The organism is Pseudomonas sp. P1_F7, assembly GCF_056405655.1.
Genome location: NZ_JBFUBR010000001.1, coordinates 248,951 through 268,480, shown reverse-complemented (window position 1 = coordinate 268,480; position 19,530 = coordinate 248,951). Strand labels below are relative to the sequence as shown.

Here is a 19,530-nt window from a genome sequence, read left to right as displayed (position 1 = left end):
TCCATCATTGCGCGCTCATGGCCCGGCGATACTGACGCGTGCGTTTGGCGATATATAACTGATCAACAATCAACGCCAGCAACGCCGAAACCTTGGGTCGGGTTTTGTGCCCACGGCTCAAACGATGCAGCTGGAATTTGACCACCGCCATGCTCGCCAGCGCCGCCAGCGGCTTGCGCTTCCAGCGGATCGGCGGCAGTTGCGGATGACTGTCCCGGCCTTCGCGCCAGTGCTTGACCAGGTGCGGCTCTACGGCCAGCGCAGTGCCGATGCCAGCCATGGCGATGCCGCTGTCGAGGACCTGTTCGACGATTGCCAAACGCCGGATCCCACCCGTCACCATCACCGGCATCCGTGCCACGCTGGCCAGTTCACCGGCCATTTCCAGAAAGTACGCCTCTCGCGCCAGGGTCCGGCCGTCGCGTGCTTCGCCTTGCATGGCCGGCGCTTCGTAACTGCCACCGGAGAGCTCCAGCAGGTCGATCGGTTGTTCGTTAAGCCACAGGATCACCTGACGCGCATCGTCGGCATCGAAACCGCCACGCTGGAAATCCGCCGAGTTGAGCTTCACCGACACACAAAATTGCGGCGACACCGCTTGGCGAACCGCCTTAACGACGGACAACAGCAGGCGCGCACGATTTTCCAGGGAGCCGCCCCATTGATCGGTGCGCCGATTGGTGAGTGGCGAAAGGAACTGGCTGATCAGGTAGCCGTGGGCGGCGTGGATCTGCACACCGGTAAAACCGGCTTTCTCCGCCAGAGCGGCGCTGGTGGCGAAGCGTCGGATCACCTCCTGGATGTCGTCCTCGCTCATGGGTTTGGGTTCGGCGAACATCTTCGAAAACTGACCGAGATCCAGCGCAACCGCCGACGGCGCCAAGGCTTGCTGGCCGAGGTTGGCCATGGTCTGGCGGCCAGGATGGTTGAGCTGCACCCAGAAATGCGCACCGCCGGCCCGGCCAGCATTGGCCCACTGGCGGAAGCGTTCCAGGTGGCGCTCGTCTTCCAGCACGACTCCGCCGGGGCCGGTCATGGCGCGGCGGTCGATCATTACATTGCCGGTCAGCAACAAGCCGGCCTCGCCTTCGGCCCAGGCCTGATACAGGCGAAACAGCGCCTGGTCGGGCACCTGATCGGTATTGGCCAGGTTCTCTTCTATCGCGGCTTTGGCAATGCGATTGCCGATGGTCTGGCCGTTGGGCAAATTCAACGTTTGGAAGGGTGACATGCTTGACTCCTCGAAGTGATGAGCAGAGGCTAAGCTTAAAGTTAACTTTAATGTCAAGCGAACAAATGAGGCCCCTATGAAGATTGGTGAATTGGCTCAGTTGAGCGGGTTGACCGCATCACGCATCCGTTTTTACGAGTCTCAAGGCTTGATCCGGCAGGTCGAGCGTTCTTCCAATGGTTATCGGCGTTACTCGCAACAGGCGCTGCAAACCCTGCAACTCATCCAATGCGCACAACAAGCCGGTTTCAGCCTGGAGGAACTCAAGCAGTTGCTGCCGGATACTGTGACGGGCGCGTTCAAGCACGATGAGTTGATGGCCGGCCTGCATCGCAAGATCGAGCAGATCGAAGAGATGCAACGACACCTGACCCATAGCAAGGCGCAGTTGCTGGGCTGGATCGACACCATTCAAGCCAGGCCTGAAGGCATGAGCTGCGATGAAAATGCTGAACGGGTGATGACGTCATTCAAGCATTAGGTCAGAACGGATTGCTCATCGGCGTACCGGCCCTCCAAACGCCCGGTTGTGAACCAGATACCCGCCCTTTGTAGCCAACGGTAGCGGTCAGGGTTCCGTGCGTTTGGTAACGTTTTTTCCAGTTTGCATGCATCCCCCTGATTCAAAACAAATTTCAATCTCGCTCACTTTCCCTCCACATCCTGTGGCACACTTTCTGCTGTCTATTCCGTTGTTACATACCTAGTTCCGGTATAGCGGAATAAACATCACCCTGGAGTGCTTGCCATGCATCGCCGACCTTCCTTGTTCACAGCGTGTGTTTTTCTGTTTGCAGCCTCTGCTGCTGCCATGGGCGTGGCCCAGGCAGCGGACAGCAAGCTCGACAGCGTTCTGGCCCGCGGCAAACTGATTGTAGGCACCGGCAGCACCAACGCGCCGTGGCACTTCCAGGGCGCTGACGGCAAGTTGCAGGGTTTCGATATCGATATCGGGCACATGATCGCCAAGGGTTTGTTCAACGACCCAGGCAAGGTTGAGTACGTGGTGCAGTCGTCCGATGCGCGGATTCCCAACCTGCTGACCGACAAGGTCGACATCAGTTGCCAGTTCATCACCGTGACGGCCAGCCGCGCGCAGCAAGTGGCGTTCACCCTGCCGTACTACCGCGAAGGTGTCGGCCTGCTGCTGCCGGCGAACAGCAAATACAAGGAAATCGATGACATGAAGGCCGCCGGTGACAGTCTCACCGTGGCGGTGCTGCAAAACGTCTATGCCGAAGAACTGGTGCACCAGGCGCTGCCCAAGGCCAAGGTCGATCAGTACGACAGCGTGGACCTGATGTACCAGGCCGTGAACTCCGGTCGCGCCGACGCGGCGGCCACCGACCAGTCCTCGGTGAAGTACCTGATGGTGCAGAACCCTGGCCGTTATCGCAGCCCGGCTTACGCCTGGAGCCCGCAGACCTATGCGTGCGCGGTCAAACGCGGCGATCAGGACTGGCTGAACTTTGTCAACACCGCCCTGCATGAAGCCATGACCGGCGTTGAGTTCCCGACTTACGCGGCATCGTTCAAACAGTGGTTCGGTGTGGATCTGCCAACGCCGGCGATTGGCTTTCCAGTCGAATTCAAATGATCCCGTGAGAGCGGGGCGATTTGAATCGCCCCGCTCAAGGTACTGCTGACCATGAACTATCAGTTGAACTTTGCCGCCGTGTGGCGCGATTTCGACACCTTGCTGGCGGGGCTCGGTATGGGTCTTGAACTGGCCCTGGTGTCGATCGCCATCGGCTGCGTGATCGGCCTGATGCTGGCGTTTGCCTTGCTGTCGAAGCATCGCGCGTTGCGGGTGCTGGCGTCGGTGTATGTCACGGTGATTCGTAACACGCCGATCCTGGTGTTGATTCTGTTGATTTACTTTGCGTTGCCGAGCCTGGGGATCCGATTGGACAAGATCCCCTCGTTCATCATCACCCTGTCGCTGTATGCCGGGGCGTACCTGACCGAAGTGTTCCGCGGCGGCTTGCTGAGCATTCCCAAGGGTCTGCGTGAAGCAGGGTTGGCCATTGGCCTGGGTGAGTGGCAGGTCAAGGCCTACGTCACCGTGCCGGTGATGCTGCGCAATGTGTTGCCGGCGCTGTCGAACAACTTCATTTCGCTGTTCAAGGACACTTCGCTGGCGGCCGCGATTGCGGTACCGGAGCTGACCTATTACGCGCGCAAGATCAATGTCGAGAGCTACCGGGTGATTGAAACCTGGCTGGTGACCACGGCGTTGTATGTGGCGGCCTGTTACGTCATTGCCATGATGCTGCGTTACCTCGAACAGCGTCTGGCGATTCGCCGATAGGAGGCCTCATGTACGAATCCCCCAGTTGGTTGCATGAGTTATGGGTGGCGCGGGAAGTGCTGTGGCAGGGCTTCCTGACCAGTGTCCAGGTGTCGGTGCTGGCGATTTTGCTCGGCACGCTGGTCGGCGTTGTCACCGGACTGGTGCTGACCTACGGCAAATTCTGGATGCGCGCGCCGTTTCGTTTTTATGTCGATGTGATTCGCGGCACGCCCGTTTTCGTGTTGGTGCTGGCGTGTTTTTACATGGCGCCGGCGCTGGGCTGGCAGATCAGCGCGTTCCAGGCCGGTGCGCTGGGGCTGACGCTGTTCTGCGGCTCCCACGTTGCCGAGATCGTGCGCGGTGCCTTGCAGGCCTTGCCACGCGGGCAGATGGAGGCGAGCAAGGCCATCGGCCTGACGTTCTACCAGGCTCTCGGCTACGTGCTGTTGCCCCAGGCGTTGCGGCAGATCCTGCCGACCTGGGTCAACTCGTCGACCGAGATCGTCAAGGCCTCGACCCTGTTGTCGGTGATCGGTGTGGCGGAATTACTGCTCAGTACCCAGCAGATCATCGCCCGGACCTTCATGACCCTGGAGTTTTACCTGTTCGCCGGTTTCCTGTTCTTCGTCATCAACTACGGCATCGAGTTACTCGGCCGGCACATTGAAAAGCGGGTGGCTTTGCCATGACTCAGACTCAAACCAACGCACAAAACGGCCAACCCCTGCTGGACATTCGCGGCCTGCACAAGCATTACGACCAGCTCGAAGTGCTCAAGGGCGTCGATCTGACTATGCAGCGTGGCAACGTGGTGACGTTGATCGGTTCCAGCGGCTCGGGCAAGACCACGCTGCTGCGCTGCGTGAACATGCTCGAAGAGTTCCAGGGCGGGCAGATCCTGCTCGACGGCGAATCCATCGGTTATGACGAGGTCAACGGCAAACGCATTCGCCACCCGGAAAAAGTCATCGCCCGTCATCGTGCCATGACCGGCATGGCGTTCCAGCAGTTCAACCTGTTCCCGCACCTGACGGCATTGCAGAACGTCACCCTGGGTCTGCTCAAGGTCAAGAAACTGCACAAGGACGAGGCGGTGGCCCTGGCCGAGAAATGGCTGGAGCGCGTCGGCCTGCTGGAACGGCGCGATCACTTTCCCGGTCAGTTGTCCGGTGGGCAGCAGCAGCGCGTGGCGATCGCCCGGGCGATTGCGATGAACCCGAGCCTGATGCTGTTCGACGAAGTGACCTCGGCCCTCGACCCGGAACTGGTGGGCGAAGTGTTGAGCGTGATCAAGGGCCTGGCCGAAGACGGCATGACCATGCTGCTGGTGACCCACGAAATGCGCTTCGCCTTCGAGGTCTCGGACAAGATCGTATTCATGAATCAGGGGCGCATCGAAGAGCAGGGGCCGCCCAAGGACCTGTTCGAACGCCCGCAATCGCCACGACTGGCGGAATTTCTCAAAAGCACGCGTTTTTGATCCTTCAATTTTCAATCAGGAGAAACACTCATGAGCATTACTCGTTACGGCACCGGCAGCACCGCCGCTGGCGGTCAGCCTCGCCCTTTCGCCCGCGCCGTTGAAGCCGATGGCTGGCTGCACGTTTCCGGGCAGGTGCCGGCGGTGGACGGCGAGATCATTACTGGCGGCATTGTCGAACAGACCCACCAGACCATGAAGAACCTGATCGCGATTCTCGAAGAGGCAGGTTTCGGCCTGGAAGACGTGGTGCGTGCTGGCGTGTGGCTGGAGGATCCGCGGGATTTCACGAGTTTCAACAAGGTCTTCTCCGAGTACTTCAAACCCGAACACGCCCCGGCGCGGGCCTGCGTGCAGGCGAACATGATGGTCGACTGCAAGGTCGAGATCGACTGCGTCGCCTACAAGAAAAAGGCTTGAACCGCGGTCGCTCTTGTAGGAGCTGCCGAAGGCTGCGATCTTTTGGCGTTTTTTATGGGGGCTGCCAAGGCAAGATCAAAAGATCGCAGCCTGCGGCAGCTCCTACGGGCGACTTTGAATGGGAAGCACTGAAATGACCGAAGACACCATCAAGCGCCGGGCACGCGGTCTGGACCGGGCGTTCGATATCCTCGATTTCCTCAAGGAGATCGGCCAGCCCCTGCGCCCGAACGACATCGCCAACGGCATCGGCAGCCCCAAATCCACGGTCTACGAACTGGTGGCCTCGCTGCTGGAACGGCGGATCCTGGAGCCGGTGGGCAAGGACGGTCACGTCTACCTCGGTCGTCAGTTGTACTTTCTCGGGCAGGCACACCTGCGGCATTTCGACCTGACCCGCGAAGCCGATCACGCCTTGCAGGAAATCGTCAGCCAGACCCATGAAACGGCGCAGATGTGCCTGCTCAACGGGCGCAAATACACTGTTGCGCTGATGAAGGAGGGGGAGCGGCATTTCCGCATTTCATCGGACATCGGCGAAAACGCGCCTATCCCCTGGACCGCCTCCGGGCGCCTGTTGCTGGCGCACCTGAGCGATCAGGAAGTCGTCGACCTGATCGACCATGACGACTTCATCCTGCCCGACGGTGAACGCTTGCCGCTGGAACAGTTCCTCAAGGAAATCCGCCAGGCCGGTATCGATGGTTTCTTTTCCTTCGATAGCGTCGCCGATACCTTTACCCATTGCTTCGCCGCGCCGGTCAAAGACCCCAACGGCGTGGCCATCGCGACCCTGTGCATCGTCGCCCCACGGGCCGATGCCAAGAACAATTACAACGACTACCGCCGGGTGCTGATCGAAAGCGCCAACAGCCTGGCCCGTCGCATCAACGAATAACAGCGGCTGCCTGCGGCCGCGTGAACGAGGAGTTCGACCATGTCTTCTGCCCCCCATACTGCCAACGTGGACAAAGGCGCTGCCCCGATCGGTGCCAGCCTGGTGCGTGACGTCAGCCTGCCCGCGCTGGTACTGCACCGCGAGGCGCTGGAACACAACATCCGCTGGATGCAGGCGTTCGTCAGCGACAGCGGAGCGGAACTGGCGCCCCATGGCAAAACCAGCATGACCCCGGCGCTGTTCCGTCGCCAACTGGACGCCGGTGCCTGGGGCATCACCCTGGCCAGCGCGACGCAAACCCGTGCCGCCTACGCCCATGGCGTGCGTCGTGTGCTGATGGCCAACCAGTTGGTCGGCACGCCGAACATGGCGTTGATCGCTGACCTGTTGGCCGACCCGGCATTCGACTTCTATTGCATGGTCGATCACCCGGACAACGTCGCCGACCTCGGCGCCTATTTCGCCTCCCGTGGCGTGCGCCTGAACGTGATGATCGAATACGGCGTAGTCGGTGGTCGATGCGGTTGCCGCAGCGAACAGGAAGTGCTCGATTTGGCCAAGGCCATCGCCGCGCAACCGGCCCTGGCCCTGACCGGGATCGAGGGCTACGAAGGTGTGATCCATGGTGATCACGCCGTGACCGGTATTCGCGATTTCGCCGCATCACTGGTGCGTCTGGCGGTGCAGTTGCAGGACAGCGGAGCCTTCGCCATCGCCAAGCCGATCATCACCGCGTCGGGTTCGGCCTGGTATGACCTGATCGCCGAATCCTTCGAAGCGCAGAACGCCGCCGGACGTTTCCTCAGCGTGCTACGTCCCGGCAGTTACGTGGCGCACGACCATGGCATCTACAAGGAAGCGCAGTGCTGCGTACTCGACCGTCGCAGCGACCTGCACGAAGGCCTGCGTCCGGCGCTGGAAGTGTGGGCGCACGTGCAGTCGTTGCCGGAGCCAGGGTTTGCGGTGATTGCCCTGGGTAAACGCGACGTGGCCTACGACGCCGGTTTGCCGGTACCGTTGCTGCGTTACAAGGCTGGCGTGGTGCCGGCCAAAGGCGATGATGTAAGTGCCTGCAAGGTGACTGCGGTGATGGACCAGCATGCGTTCATGAGCGTAGCGCCGGGGGTTGATCTGCGGGTGGGCGACATCATTTCGTTTGGCACTTCGCACCCGTGCCTGACGTTCGACAAGTGGCGTGTCGGCTGTCTGGTGGACGAGCAACTGAACGTCATCGAGACCATGGAAACCTGTTTCTAAAAGGTTTTGAGATCGAGGCGCGGCCATCGCGAGCAATTTCACTCCCACAGGGTTTTGTGTACACCGAAGATCCAATGTGGGAGCGAGCCTGCTCGCGATGAGGCCAAACCAGACAACACCGAAACACCAGAGACCCCACAACAATGAACACCATCAACACCCTGGGCCCCAACACCCCGCGCATCGCCCTGATCGGCGAATGCATGATCGAGTTGCAGCATCGCGCCGACGGCAGCCTGCAACAAAGCTTCGGCGGCGACACCTTGAATACGGCGGTGTACCTGTCCCGGGAACTGGGCGAGGACGGCTCCGTGGACTACGTCACCGCCCTGGGCGATGACAGTTTCAGCGACGCGATGTGCCAGAGTTGGGCGGCGGAAAATATCGGGCTCGACATGGTTCAGCGCCTGCCCGGACGCCTGCCGGGTTTGTATTGCATCCAGACCGACGCCGCCGGTGAGCGACGTTTTTTGTACTGGCGCAACGAAGCGGCAGTCCGCGATTGCTTCACCACCCCGGCCGCCGCGCCGATCCTCGCGGCGCTGCCCGATTACGACGTGCTGTACTTCAGCGGCATCACCCTGGCGGTACTCGGTGCGCAAGGTCGGGAAAAACTGCTGGAAACCCTGATCGAAGCCCGCCAGCGCGATGCGCGGATTGTGTTCGACAACAACTACCGGCCACGGCTGTGGGCGTCGGTCGAGGAGGCCCGGGCGGCATATCGCCGTGTGCTACCGCAGGTTGACCTGGCGTTGCTGACGGTGGATGACGAACAGGCGTTGTTTGGTTATGCCGATTGTGACGCGGTGTTTGCCGCGTATGAGCAGATCGGTACGCCGGAAGTGGTGCTCAAGCGCGGCGCCGAAGCGTGCCTGATTCGTTGTGATGGCGAGTCATTCGAGGTGCCGGCGCAGAAGGTCGAGCGGGTGGTGGACACCACGGCGGCGGGGGATTCGTTCAGTGCCGCGTATCTGGCTTCGCGGCTCAAGGGTGGCAGCCCTGAGGACGCCGCCGAGGCCGGGCATCGGTTGGCGAGCCGGGTGATTCAGGTGCCTGGGGCGCTGATTCCGAAGTAAGAGGTGAATGGCCGCTGGCTGCGCCATCGGATCGCGAGCAAGCTCGCTCCCACAGGGATTTGTGAGTTGCAATAGATTGCAGCCACACCGACTACCTCTGTGGGAGCGAGCTTGCTCGCGATGGGGGCCGAAAGCCAGCCACTCAATCCCGGTAAAACACCTGCACCAGGTGATAGCCGAACTTGCTCTTGATCGGCCCATGCACCACCCGCAGCGGTTTCTTGAAGATCACCGCATCGATCACGCCGACCATCTGCCCCGGGCGCACTTCACCGAGGTCGCCGCCGCGCTTGCCCGATGGGCAGGTCGAATACTTCTTGGCCAGCACATCGAACGCTTCACCCTTGGCGATGCGTTGTTTGAGTTGCTCGGCTTCTTCCGAGGTTTTCACCAGAATATGGCGGGCTTGAGCTTTCATGTGGCGGTACCTTGCAACGGTGGTGGCTATGTGGGTGGCAGCGGGCGCGCGCGATTATGCCTCAACTCAGTCCGGTTGTTTGATCATCGTGCGAATCTTGTTGGCCAGCAGGTCGATGGAAAACGGCTTGGCCACCATGTCCATGCCTTCTTCGAGGAAACCCTGGCGCTCGGCGGCGATCTCGGCGTAACCGGTCATGAACAGCACTTTCAGTTCGGGACGATGCTGACGGGCGATTTCCGCCAGTTGGCGGCCGTTCATGCCCGGCAACCCCACGTCAGTCACCAGCAGGTCCACCCGCAGGTCCGACTCCAGCACCGGCAGGGCGCCCTTGGCATCTTCGGCTTCATGGGCGCAGTAACCGAGCTCCTTGAGCAGGTCCAGTACCAGCATGCGCACCGCCGCATCGTCCTCGACCAACATCACCGTTTCGCCGGCAATCGCCGCCGGTGCCTCGCCGATGACGGGCGACATGACTTTTTCCGGCTCGGTCGAATGCAGGCGCGGCAGGTACAAGCGCACGCTGGTACCCCGTTCAGGCAGGCTGAACAGACTGACGTGCCCCCCTGATTGCTGGGCGAAACCGTAAATCATCGACAAGCCCAAACCGGTGCCCTGGCCAATGGGCTTGGTGGTGAAGAACGGGTCGAATGCCTTGGCCAGCACCGAGGGCGTCATGCCGGTGCCGTTGTCGCTGACGGCAATCATCACGTAGTCGCCGGCCTTGACCGGTTCCAGGGTCGTGATGTCGCTGCCGTCGAGGTACACATTGGCGGTTTCGATCTGTAACTCGCCGCCATCGGGCATGGCATCCCGGGCGTTGATCACCAGGTTGAGCAAGGCGTTTTCCAGCTGACTGACATCGGTGCTGACCCGCCAGATGTTCTCGGTCAGTTGCAGTTTGAGTTCGATGTGGTCGCCCTTGGTACGGCGGAACAAGTCTTCGAGCGAATGGATCAACTCGTTGGGGTTCAACGGTTTGCGGTTGAGCGATTGACGCCGGGAGAATGCCAGCAAGCGATGGGTGAGGGCGGCGGCACGGTGGGCCGAGGACACGGCCGCTTCAGTGAACCTGGCAATCTCGGCGACGCGGCCGTCGGCAATGTAGCGTTGCATCAGGTCGAGGCTGCCGATGATGCCGGTGAGCATGTTGTTGAAGTCATGGGCGATGCCGCCGGTAAGCTGGCCGACCGCATCCATTTTCTGGGCATGGCGCAAGGCGTCTTCGGCACGCTCACGTTCGAACATCTCATTTTGCAAACGCTCGTTGGCCTCGGCCAGTTGTCGGGTGCGGGCGGCAACCCGTTCCTCAAGGGTCTCGTTGAGGTTGCGCAGGGCTTCTTCGGTCTTTTTGCGTTCGGTTTCGTCGATCACGAAAATGTAGAAGCCGTTCACCGCACCGTCTGCGCCGTGGCGTGGCAGGTAATTCATCAAGGCCTCGCGGATGCTGCCGTCACGGTGTGGCGTGCTGATGCTGAAACAGCAGGGCCGGCCGGACAGCGCCTCAGAGATGTACGGCGCACGCAACGCATAGGCTTCTTCGCCAAGCACTTCAAGAATGGTTCGCCCGTAAAGCTCTTGCGGCGTTAGTCCGTACCAGTCGAGGTACGCCGCATTGTTCAGGCGAAAGCGTTCTTCGCGGTCGACGTAGCTGATCAGGACCGGCATGGCGTTAATGATCAGTTGCAACTCCGTCTGGCTCTGGCGCAGGGCCTGCTCGGTGTGTTTGCGTTCGGTCAGGTCCAGGGCGGCGCCGAGGAAACGCATCGGCCGGCCGTGGTGATCCTTGTAGCAGCGACCGCGGGCAAACACCCAGCGCATCTGGCCGTCGGATTGCAGCAGGCGATATTCCTCGGCGTATTCGGTCCCGTGGGTGATGCAATGCTTGATGCTGCGGGCGATCAGGGCCCGGTCTTGCGGGTGAACACCGTGCAGGTATTCACTGATCGGCAACTGGTTGGCCATGGCCGGGTCGATGCCGTGCAGCTGGGCAAAATGCGCATCGGCGATGAAACGGTCCTCGCTGATGTCCCAGTCCCAGGTGCCGACCGCATCGGTGGCGGCGAGGGCCAGTTGCAGGCGCTCCTCGGTTTCACGCTGGGCTTTGAGGCTGGCCGCCGAGCGCTGTTCGAGTTCGAGGGCGATGCGCCGGCGTTCGTTGGTTTCGATGGCGGTGACCAGGATCCCGGCCACCTTGGCACCTTCGTCGCGGATCGGGCTGTAGGTCAGGTCGAGCCAGAAGTCGGATTCCCGGCCCTCACGTTGCAGGGTAAAGCGCTGCTCGCTGTAGGTTCGTACCTGACCTTGCAGGACGGCGCTGTATATCGGGTCGGTAAAGTCCTTTAATTCTGGCCAGATCAGGTGTGCCGGTTGGCCGAAAGCGTGTGGATGTTTGCTTCCGCTGAGCAGGGCGAAGCCGTCGTTGTAGATCTGCGTCAGTTGCGGACCCCAAAGCAGCAGCATCGGCATCGGTGAGTGAATGACGATGTCCACGGCGGTTCGCAGGCTTTGCGGCCAGGTGCTGGCCGCGCCCAGCGGGCTGCTTGCCCAGTCGATTCGGGCGATCAAGGCCTGGGCTTCGCTGGCGGTTGGTGTTGCGTTCATCTGGGAGTCCTGAGCCTGAGTCGCTTTAGCTGGCGTCTATTCTTGCACAGGTGGTCGATTGTGGAGGACCCGGCAGGGTGAGCGGTAAGCGACACAGTACCCTGTGGGAGAGAGCTTGCTCGCGATGGCGTCGGGTCAATTTGCATTGATGCCAACTGACACTCCGCTATCGCGAGCAAGCTCGCTCCCACAGGCAATCCCATTTCAATCCATCAGTTCGGGCCGGTCACGAAATTGCTCCAGCGCTTCGGGATTGACCAGTGCATCGGTGTTCTTTACCTTCTGCCCCTGCACCACATTGCGTACCGCCAACTCAACGACTTTGCCGCTGATGGTCCGGGGAATGTCCGTCACTGCAACAATCTTCGCCGGTACGTGGCGTGGCGTGGTGTTGGCGCGAATCACCTGGCGAATTTGCTGTTGCAGTGCTTCGTCCAGTTCGACGTCATCTTGCAAACGCACGAACAGCACGACACGCACGTCATCCTGCCATTGTTGACCGATGGCGACACTGTCGAGCACCTGGGGTACTTTCTCCACCTGACGATAGATCTCGGCGGTGCCGATACGTACGCCACCGGGGTTGAGAACGGCGTCGGAGCGGCCGTGGATCATCATCCCGCCATGGGGTAGTTGTTCGGCGTAGTCGCCCTGGGCCCAGACGCCGGGGAACAGGCTGAAATAGGATTTGCGCAGTTTTTCGCCATCGGGATCGTTCCACAGACCCACGGGCATCGCCGGGAAATGGCGGGTGCAGACCAGCTCGCCTTTTTCGCCGATCACCGGTTGGCCTTCGTCGTTCCACACTTCGACGGCCATGCCCAGGCTCTTGCCCATGATTTCGCCACGCCTGACCTGTGACACAGGGTTGCCGTTGACGAAGCACGAGACGATGTCGGTGCCGCCGGACATCGAGGTCAGGCAAACGTCAGTCTTGAAGTCGCGATAGACGAAGTCGTAACTCTGCGGCGACAGCGCCGAACCGGTGCACAGCAGCGTCTTGAGACTGCTCAGGTCATGGCTTTCACGCGGCTTGATGCCGCTGCTTTCCAGGGTTGCGAGGTATTTGGGGCTGGTGCCGAAGACGCTGATACCTTCGTCGTCGATCAGGTCGATCAAACGTTGCGGGTCGGGTTGGAACGGCGAGCCGTCGTACAGCACCACGGAGCTGCCGACCGCCAACGCCGACACCAGCCAGTTCCACATCATCCAGCCGCAGGTGGTGTAGTAGAACAGGCGTTCGCCGGGGCCCAGATCGCAGTGCAGGCCGTGCTCCTTGACGTGTTGCAGCAACACGCCACCGGTGCTGTGGATGATGCATTTGGGCACGCCGGTGGTGCCGCTGGAATAGAGGATGTACAGCGGATGGGCGAAGGGCACCGGGACGAAATCCGGTTCGCCTCCGGGCGCGTAGAAGTCGTCCCACATCGTCACGTTGGCCTGCGTGCGGAATTCTTCTATGTGCGCCTGTGGACGTGCGTAAGGCACGACGATCAACTGTTGCAGCGAAGGCAGACGCTGGAGGATCTCGTTGACCTTGGCGGTCTGGTCGATCTCTTTGCCGGCATAACGGTAACCGGCACAGGTCACCAGTACCTTCGGTTCGGTCTGGCCGAAACGGTCAACCACCCCTTGGGTGCCGAAGTCCGGCGAAGAGCAGGACCAGACAGCGCCAAGGCTGGTGGTGGCGAGCATGGCCACCAGGGTTTGCCAGGTGTTGGGCATGCACGCGGCGACCCGGTCACCAACCCCGACACCGGCCGCTATCAGCCCGTTTTGAAAACCGGCGACATGTTCCGCGAGTTCGGCCCAGGTCAAATGTTCACGCTGACCGTTTTCGCCAACGGCTACCACGGCGATAGCATCATCGCGGCGCTGTAGCAGGTGCTCGGCAAAGTTCAGCGTTGCGCCGGGGAACCACTGGGCGCTGGGCATCTGCGGGCCTTCGAGCAGCACCGCATCGGGTTGTTCATGGAAGCGGATGTCGAAGAAGTCGACGATGGCCTGCCAGAAGTCCGGGCGTTGATCGATGGACCATTGGTGCAGGGCAGGGTAGTCGTCAATCTTGAGGTGGTGCCGCTGATTGATGAAGCGCCGAAAGGCCTCCATGCGGGTCTTGCCAATGCGCTTGGCGTCGGGTTGCCAGAGGATGTCGGACATGGTTTGCCTCTTCTTATGTCTTTAGATCCATTCGCGGGCAAGCCCGCTCCCACAGGTTTTGTGTTTGACGCCGAATTTGGGGGCGGCACAAATCCTGTGGGAGCGAGCTTGCTCGCGATGAACGATAACGCGGTCTAGCAGATCATCACTGCGCCAACCACCCACCATCAACATTCCACGCCGCGCCACGTACCTGGCTGCCGGCATCGCTGCAGAGAAACAGCACCAGTTCACCCAGTTGCGGTGGCGTCACGAACTCCAGCGACGGCTGTTTCTCGGCGAGCAAATCATGCTGCGCCTGCTGCGGGTCTATCCCACTGGCGGCACGATCATCAATCTGCTTCTGCACCAGCGGCGTCAATACCCAGCCTGGGCAGATCGCGTTACAGGTGACCTGGGTGGTCGCGGTTTCCAGCGCGACCACTTTGGTCAAGCCGATCACCCCATGCTTGGCGGCGACATAGGCGGACTTGCCCACCGAACCGACCAGGCCATGCACCGAGGCAATGTTGATCACCCGGCCCCAGCCCTTGGCACGCATGCCCGGCAGGCTCAAGCGGGTGCTGTGGAAAACCGACGACAGGTTGATGGCAATGATCGAATCCCAGCGCTCCACGGGAAACTCATCCACCGCTGCCACGTGCTGAATGCCTGCGTTGTTGACCAGAATGTCGACGCCGCCGAACTCGCGCTCGGCATAGGCAATCATGTCAGCAATTTGTGCCGGATCGCTGACATCGGCCGGGTGATGGCCGACCTTGCCGCCGAACTGTTGCACCTGGGCGATGACTTGGGAGGCATCGCCGAAGCCGTTGAGGATCAGGTTGGCCCCAGCCTTGGCCAGGCTGAGGGCGATACCCAGGCCGATGCCGCTGGTGGAGCCGGTGACCAGTGCGGTCTTGCCCGAAAGAGTCGTCATGAATACCTCACACAATGCCAGTGGCGTAGAAGGTGCCGATCACCACGAAAACCGCCAGGGTCTTGATCAGCGTAATACAGAAAATGTCTTTGTAAGCCTCGCGGTGGGTCAGCCCGGTGACCGCCAGCAGGGTAATCACCGCGCCGTTGTGCGGCAGGGTGTCCATGCCGCCGCTGGCCATCGAGGCGACCCGGTGCAGCACTTCCAGCGGAATGTTCGCCGCATGGGCGGCGCTGATGAACTGCTCGGACATCGCCGCCAGCGCGATGCTCATGCCGCCCGAGGCGGAGCCGGTGATGCCGGCCAGCAGGGTGACGGTAATCGCTTCGTTGACCAGTGGGTCGGGAATGCTCTTGAGCCAGTCGGCCAGTACCAGGAAACCCGGCAGGGACGCGATCACCGCGCCGAAACCGTATTCCGAGGCCGTGTTCATCGCCGCCAGCAAGGCACCGCTGACCGCACTTTTACTGCCTTCGGCCAGCTTGCGGCTGATCGCCTTGTAGCCGAACGCCAGCACCATGAGGATGCCGACCAACAGCGCGGCCTGGACCGCCCAGATCGCCGTGAGCTTGGCGATTTCCGTGGTCACCGGCGCGGCCATGCCCGGCAGCGCGAGGCTGTGGGTCTTGCCGTACACCTGCGGAATCCAGTGGGTGAACAGCAGGTTCATGATGCCCACCGCCAGCAGTGGCGAGAGTGCCAGCCWCGGGTTGGGCAGTTTGAGGTCGGCGGCGGTTTCCGGCTCGTTGCGCAGGTCCGAACCATAACCTTCACCGGCACGCTGGGCCTTGTTGCGCTGGCGCTGGAGAAACAGCATGCCGGCGCAGAACACGAAGATCGTGCCGATCACACCCAGCCACGGCGCCGCCCAGGCGGTGGTGTTGAAGAAGGTGCTGGGGATGATGTTCTGGATCTGCGGGGTGCCGGGCAGGGCGTCCATGGTGAACGAGAACGCGCCCAGGGCAATGGTCGCCGGGATCAGGCGCTTGGGGATGTTGCTTTGGCGGAACATCTCGGCGGCAAACGGATAGACCGCGAACACCACCACAAACAACGATACGCCGCCGTAGGTCAGCAGGGCGCAGACCAGCACGATCACCAGCATCGCCTGGCGGGTGCCGAGCAGGCGAATCGCCGCCGCCACGATGGAGCGCGAGAAGCCGGACAGTTCGATCAGCTTGCCGAACACCGCGCCAAGCAGGAACACCGGGAAATACAGCTTGATGAAGCCGACCATTTTTTCCATGAACACCCCGGTGAAAGCGGGGGCGACGGCAGAAGGGTCAGTCAGCAGGACAGCGCCGAGGGCGGCAATCGGGGCAAAAAGGATAACGCTGTAGCCACGGTAGGCAGCCAGCATCAGCAGCGCGAGAGCTGCCAAGGCAATGATCACACTCATGGTGTGTCTCCTGGATTGTTATTTTTGTTGGGTGAAACTTTGTAGGAGAGGCGTATAGCGAGTTTTGTGCCATCTTGTTAAGTTGTTGAAATATAAGAATATATTTTATTTTCGTGGGCTGGATTCGAATGCTTTGTCTCTAGTCAGAGACTTGGGGCGATAGTGCTGGCCTCATCGCGAGCAAGCTCGCTCTCACAGGGGGACGGAGTAGTTCAGGAGAACACGGTCTCCTGTGGGAGCGAGCTTGCTCGCGATGGACTTTCTATAAAAGGAGATATATGTCTCTTTAGTGGGATTCTGCAATTCCCAACGCCACCATTTTTTTATACAACGTCGACCGCCCAAGCCCCAGCCGCGCCGCCGCATCAACCACCTTGCCCCCGCATTGCGCGAGGGTGGTTTCGATCAGTTGCCGGTCAAATCGCTCGCGTGCCGCACTGAACGTCTCATGGGCAAGCGGTTCGATGGTCAAGGGCGCCACGCGTTCCACCGGCGTGAATGTACCAATCGCCGCGCGGATATCCGCTGTCGTCAGGCGCAAGTCATCACTGAGCAGCGCGGCCCGTTCCAGTACATTGCGCAGTTCGCGGATGTTCCCCGGCCAGGCGTGTTGCCCAAGCAGTTCCAGGGCTTCGTGGTGCAACTCATGCTGGCTGCGCAGCTCCTCAAGAATGGCTTCACTGAGCGCCGGCACGTCATCCAGGCGGTCGCGCAATGGCGGAACCTGAATCGGCAACACGTTGAGCCGGTAGTACAAGTCGGCGCGGAATTCGCCGCGTTTGATGGCAGCCTCGAGGTCCGTAGAGGTCGCTGCGATCACCCGCACATCGCTCTGGATCACTTCGTTGGAGCCCACCGGCTCGAACTCCTTTTCCTGAAGCACCCGCAGCAGTTTGCTTTGCAGGGGCAGCGGCATGTCGCCGATTTCGTCGAGGAACAGCGTGCCGCCCTGGGCGATCTGCAATTTGCCGGCGCGGCCCTTGCGGTCGGCTCCGGTAAACGCGCCGGGGGCGGTGCCGAAGAATTCGGCCTCCAGCAACGATTCGGGAATCGCCGCGCTGTTGATGCTGACAAACGCCTTGTGTGCACGGGGCGAGGCATTGTGGATCGCCTGGGCCAGCAACTCCTTGCCAGTGCCGGTTTCGCCGAGCAGCAACACTGGAGATTCGGTACTCGCACTGCGCCGGGCGCGACGTTTGACTTCCAGGCTGGCGGCGCTGGTGCCGATAAAGTGGGCGAAGTTGTATTTGGTCTGCCGCGCCCGTAGCAGCGAGCGAGTGGAGGCCAGTTCTTCCTGCATGCTCATGTAGCGCTTGAGCATCGGCGACAGGCTGCGCAATTCGTCGAACAGGGCGAAACCGATGGCACCGATCACCACGCCGGCATCGTCGTGAATCGGCAGGCGCATGACCACCAGCGGCTCTTTGGGGGTGTCTTGCATATCCAGCAAAATCGGCCGGCCGGTGCGCACCACTTCACGCAACAGACTGCCGGGGATCACGCTTTCGCAGGGCTTGCCGATCGCGCCTTCGGCCGATTGCAGGCCGAAGCGCCGGGCATAGCGCTCATTCATCCAGACGATGTTGGCATCGCGGTCGACAATCACCGTGCCTTCACTCGATTGCTCGATGATTTCGAACAACGAACGGATCGCCAGCAGGCGAACGCGCTGGTAGTCCTTGAGGCTTTCGGTGGTGTTCATGGGTATTGATCCTGATTTTTTGTTGACTGTTCCGGCCCCATCGCGGGCAAGCCCGCTCCCACAGGATATGGGGTTGCCACCGATTATGCCTGCCCCAACAACGCCGCCGCCAACAGCTCCTTGGTGTACGGATGCTGTGGTGAGTCAAACACCTCATGGCTGGCGCCGCGTTCCACCACTTTGCCGTCCTTGACCACGATCATGTCGTGGGCCAGGGCGCGCACCACCGCCAGGTCATGGCTGATGAACAGGTAGGTCAAACCGTGTTTTTCCTGAAGCTGGCGGAGCAGGGCGACCACCTGTTTCTGCACCGTGCGGTCCAGCGCCGAGGTCGGTTCGTCGAGCAGGATCAGCGCCGGCTTCAGCACCAGCGCTCGGGCGATGGCGATGCGCTGGCGCTGCCCCCCGGAGAACTCGTGGGGATAACGATGGCGACTTTGCGGGTCAAGGCCGACTTCGCTCAGTGCCCGGATCACTTCGGCATTGCACTCTTCAGTGCTCAACTGGCTGTGCACTTCCAGGCCTTCGCTGATGATCTGCGCCACGGACATCCTTGGGCTGAGGCTGCCGAAGGGGTCCTGGAACACCACCTGCATCTTCTTGCGCCAAGGTCGTAGCTGTTTTTGCGTCAAGTCGTCCAGCGCCTGGCCCTGAAAGCGGATGCTGCCTTCGGAGTCGAGCAAACGCAGGATCGCCTGACCAAGGGTGGACTTGCCGGAGCCGGACTCGCCGACGATGCCCAGGGTCTTGCCGCGTTGAATGCTCAGGCTGATGCCATCGACGGCGCGCAGCCAGGTCTTGCGCTGAAACAGGCCACCACTGACGGGAAACCGCACCTGCAGGTTGTCCACCTCCAGTACGTTTTCACGCTCGTCCCGGGGCAAGGCTTCCCCCTCGGGTTCGGCGTGCAGCAATACGCAGCTGTAAGGGTGTTTGGGTTCGGTGAAGAGCGTTTCGCAAGGCGCCTGCTCGACGATTTCCCCGGCCTTCATCACGCACACGCGCTGGGCGATGCTGCGCACCAGATTGAGGTCATGGCTGATCAGCAGCAGTGACATGCCCAGTCGCTGCTGCAGGGATTTGAGCAGCAGCAGGATCTTGCGTTGCACTGTCACATCCAGCGCGGTGGTCGGTTCGTCGGCAATCAGCAGTTCCGGTTCGCACGCCAGGGCCATGGCAATCATTACCCGCTGGCGCTGGCCGCCGGATAATTGATGGGGATAGGCCTTGAGGCGCTCCTCGGGTTTCTGGATGCCCACCAGTTGCAGCAATTCGAGGATCCGCGCTTGCGCCGCTTTGCCCGCCAGGCCTTTGTGCACCAGCAAGGTTTCACCGATCTGCTTTTCGATGCTGTGCAGCGGGTTGAGGGAGGTCATCGGCTCCTGGAAGATCATCGTGATTCGATTGCCACGCAGTTGTCGCAACTTGCCGACATCGGCACCCACCAGTTCCTGGCCGCGATAGCGGATGCTGCCCGTCGTCTGTGTATCGGTTTGCGGCAGTAATTGCAGGATCGAGTGGGCCGTCACTGACTTGCCCGAGCCCGATTCGCCCACCAGCGCCAGGCATTCGCCGGGGCGGATGTCCAGGCACAGATTGCGCACCACGGTCTGGCCGCTGAAGGCCACGCTGAGGTCACGGATTTCGATCAGGTTGGTCATATCAATATCCGC

Annotated in this window: 17 protein-coding genes; 9 read left to right on the top strand and 8 right to left on the bottom strand. The window is 61.1% G+C overall.

The window, feature by feature from the left end:
- Positions 1–4 precede the first annotated feature (4 nt).
- Positions 5–1,231, bottom strand: coding sequence for an NADH:flavin oxidoreductase/NADH oxidase family protein (locus AC1D1M_RS01115; protein WP_477774138.1), 1,227 nt, complete (start codon positions 1,229–1,231; stop codon positions 5–7).
- A 76-nt stretch (positions 1,232–1,307) separates the two neighbouring features.
- Between AC1D1M_RS01115 and AC1D1M_RS01110 the strand changes: the two genes are divergently transcribed.
- The 9 genes from AC1D1M_RS01110 to kdgK all read left to right on the top strand — a co-directional run bounded on the left by AC1D1M_RS01110 (position 1,308) and on the right by kdgK (position 8,655).
- Entirely contained in the window at positions 1,308–1,712 is a 405-nt protein-coding gene (locus tag AC1D1M_RS01110) for a MerR family transcriptional regulator (RefSeq protein ID WP_477774137.1), read from the top strand.
- A 267-nt stretch (positions 1,713–1,979) separates the two neighbouring features.
- Positions 1,980–2,828 carry a transporter substrate-binding domain-containing protein gene (locus AC1D1M_RS01105; protein ID WP_477774136.1) on the top strand — a complete coding sequence of 283 codons (849 nt, stop codon included), beginning with the start codon at positions 1,980–1,982 and terminating at the stop codon, positions 2,826–2,828.
- Positions 2,829–2,879: 51 nt separating this feature from the next.
- Positions 2,880–3,542, top strand: coding sequence for an amino acid ABC transporter permease (locus tag AC1D1M_RS01100; RefSeq protein ID WP_477774135.1), 663 nt, complete (start codon positions 2,880–2,882; stop codon positions 3,540–3,542).
- An 8-nt stretch (positions 3,543–3,550) separates the two neighbouring features.
- Positions 3,551–4,213, top strand: coding sequence for an amino acid ABC transporter permease (locus AC1D1M_RS01095; protein ID WP_046038470.1), 663 nt, complete (start codon positions 3,551–3,553; stop codon positions 4,211–4,213).
- The gene (locus AC1D1M_RS01090; RefSeq protein ID WP_477774134.1) at positions 4,210–5,004 is read left to right on the top strand and encodes an amino acid ABC transporter ATP-binding protein; all 795 of its coding nucleotides are present in this window, start codon (positions 4,210–4,212) and stop codon (positions 5,002–5,004) included. The genes AC1D1M_RS01095 and AC1D1M_RS01090 overlap by 4 nt, the downstream gene beginning before the upstream one ends.
- 30 nt (positions 5,005–5,034) lie before the next feature.
- On the top strand, positions 5,035–5,424 hold the full coding sequence (locus AC1D1M_RS01085) for a RidA family protein (RefSeq protein WP_477774133.1): 390 nt from the start codon (positions 5,035–5,037) through the stop codon (positions 5,422–5,424).
- Between the two features lie 133 nt (positions 5,425–5,557).
- Entirely contained in the window at positions 5,558–6,322 is a 765-nt protein-coding gene (locus tag AC1D1M_RS01080; RefSeq protein WP_477774132.1) for an IclR family transcriptional regulator, read from the top strand.
- Positions 6,323–6,361: 39 nt separating this feature from the next.
- Complete coding sequence (locus AC1D1M_RS01075) at positions 6,362–7,579, top strand: amino acid deaminase (protein WP_477774131.1); 1,218 nt, start codon at positions 6,362–6,364, stop codon at positions 7,577–7,579.
- 143 nt (positions 7,580–7,722) lie between these two features.
- Complete coding sequence (gene kdgK / locus AC1D1M_RS01070; RefSeq protein WP_477774130.1) at positions 7,723–8,655, top strand: 2-dehydro-3-deoxygluconokinase; 933 nt, start codon at positions 7,723–7,725, stop codon at positions 8,653–8,655.
- A gap of 142 nt (positions 8,656–8,797) precedes the next feature.
- Here kdgK and AC1D1M_RS01065 read toward each other — a convergent pair whose 3' ends face one another.
- The 7 genes from AC1D1M_RS01065 to AC1D1M_RS01035 all read right to left on the bottom strand — a co-directional run bounded on the left by AC1D1M_RS01065 (position 8,798) and on the right by AC1D1M_RS01035 (position 19,518).
- Complete coding sequence (locus tag AC1D1M_RS01065; RefSeq protein WP_007898282.1) at positions 8,798–9,073, bottom strand: peptidylprolyl isomerase; 276 nt, start codon at positions 9,071–9,073, stop codon at positions 8,798–8,800.
- Positions 9,074–9,139: 66 nt separating this feature from the next.
- Positions 9,140–11,677, bottom strand: coding sequence for a PAS domain-containing hybrid sensor histidine kinase/response regulator (locus AC1D1M_RS01060; RefSeq protein WP_477774129.1), 2,538 nt, complete (start codon positions 11,675–11,677; stop codon positions 9,140–9,142).
- A 204-nt stretch (positions 11,678–11,881) separates the two neighbouring features.
- Positions 11,882–13,837 carry an acetoacetate--CoA ligase gene (locus AC1D1M_RS01055; RefSeq protein ID WP_477774128.1) on the bottom strand — a complete coding sequence of 652 codons (1,956 nt, stop codon included), beginning with the start codon at positions 13,835–13,837 and terminating at the stop codon, positions 11,882–11,884.
- 145 nt (positions 13,838–13,982) lie between these two features.
- Complete coding sequence (locus AC1D1M_RS01050; protein WP_477774127.1) at positions 13,983–14,756, bottom strand: 3-hydroxybutyrate dehydrogenase; 774 nt, start codon at positions 14,754–14,756, stop codon at positions 13,983–13,985.
- Between the two features lie 7 nt (positions 14,757–14,763).
- Positions 14,764–16,155: a GntP family permease gene (locus tag AC1D1M_RS01045; RefSeq protein ID WP_477774126.1), complete on the bottom strand. Its 1,392-nt coding sequence runs from the start codon at positions 16,153–16,155 to the stop codon at positions 14,764–14,766.
- A 286-nt stretch (positions 16,156–16,441) separates the two neighbouring features.
- Positions 16,442–17,857 (bottom strand): sigma-54 interaction domain-containing protein, encoded by a 1,416-nt coding sequence (locus tag AC1D1M_RS01040; RefSeq protein ID WP_477774125.1) that lies wholly within the window; start codon positions 17,855–17,857, stop codon positions 16,442–16,444.
- A gap of 83 nt (positions 17,858–17,940) precedes the next feature.
- Complete coding sequence (locus AC1D1M_RS01035; RefSeq protein ID WP_477774124.1) at positions 17,941–19,518, bottom strand: ABC transporter ATP-binding protein; 1,578 nt, start codon at positions 19,516–19,518, stop codon at positions 17,941–17,943.
- Positions 19,519–19,530: the final 12 nt, after the last annotated feature.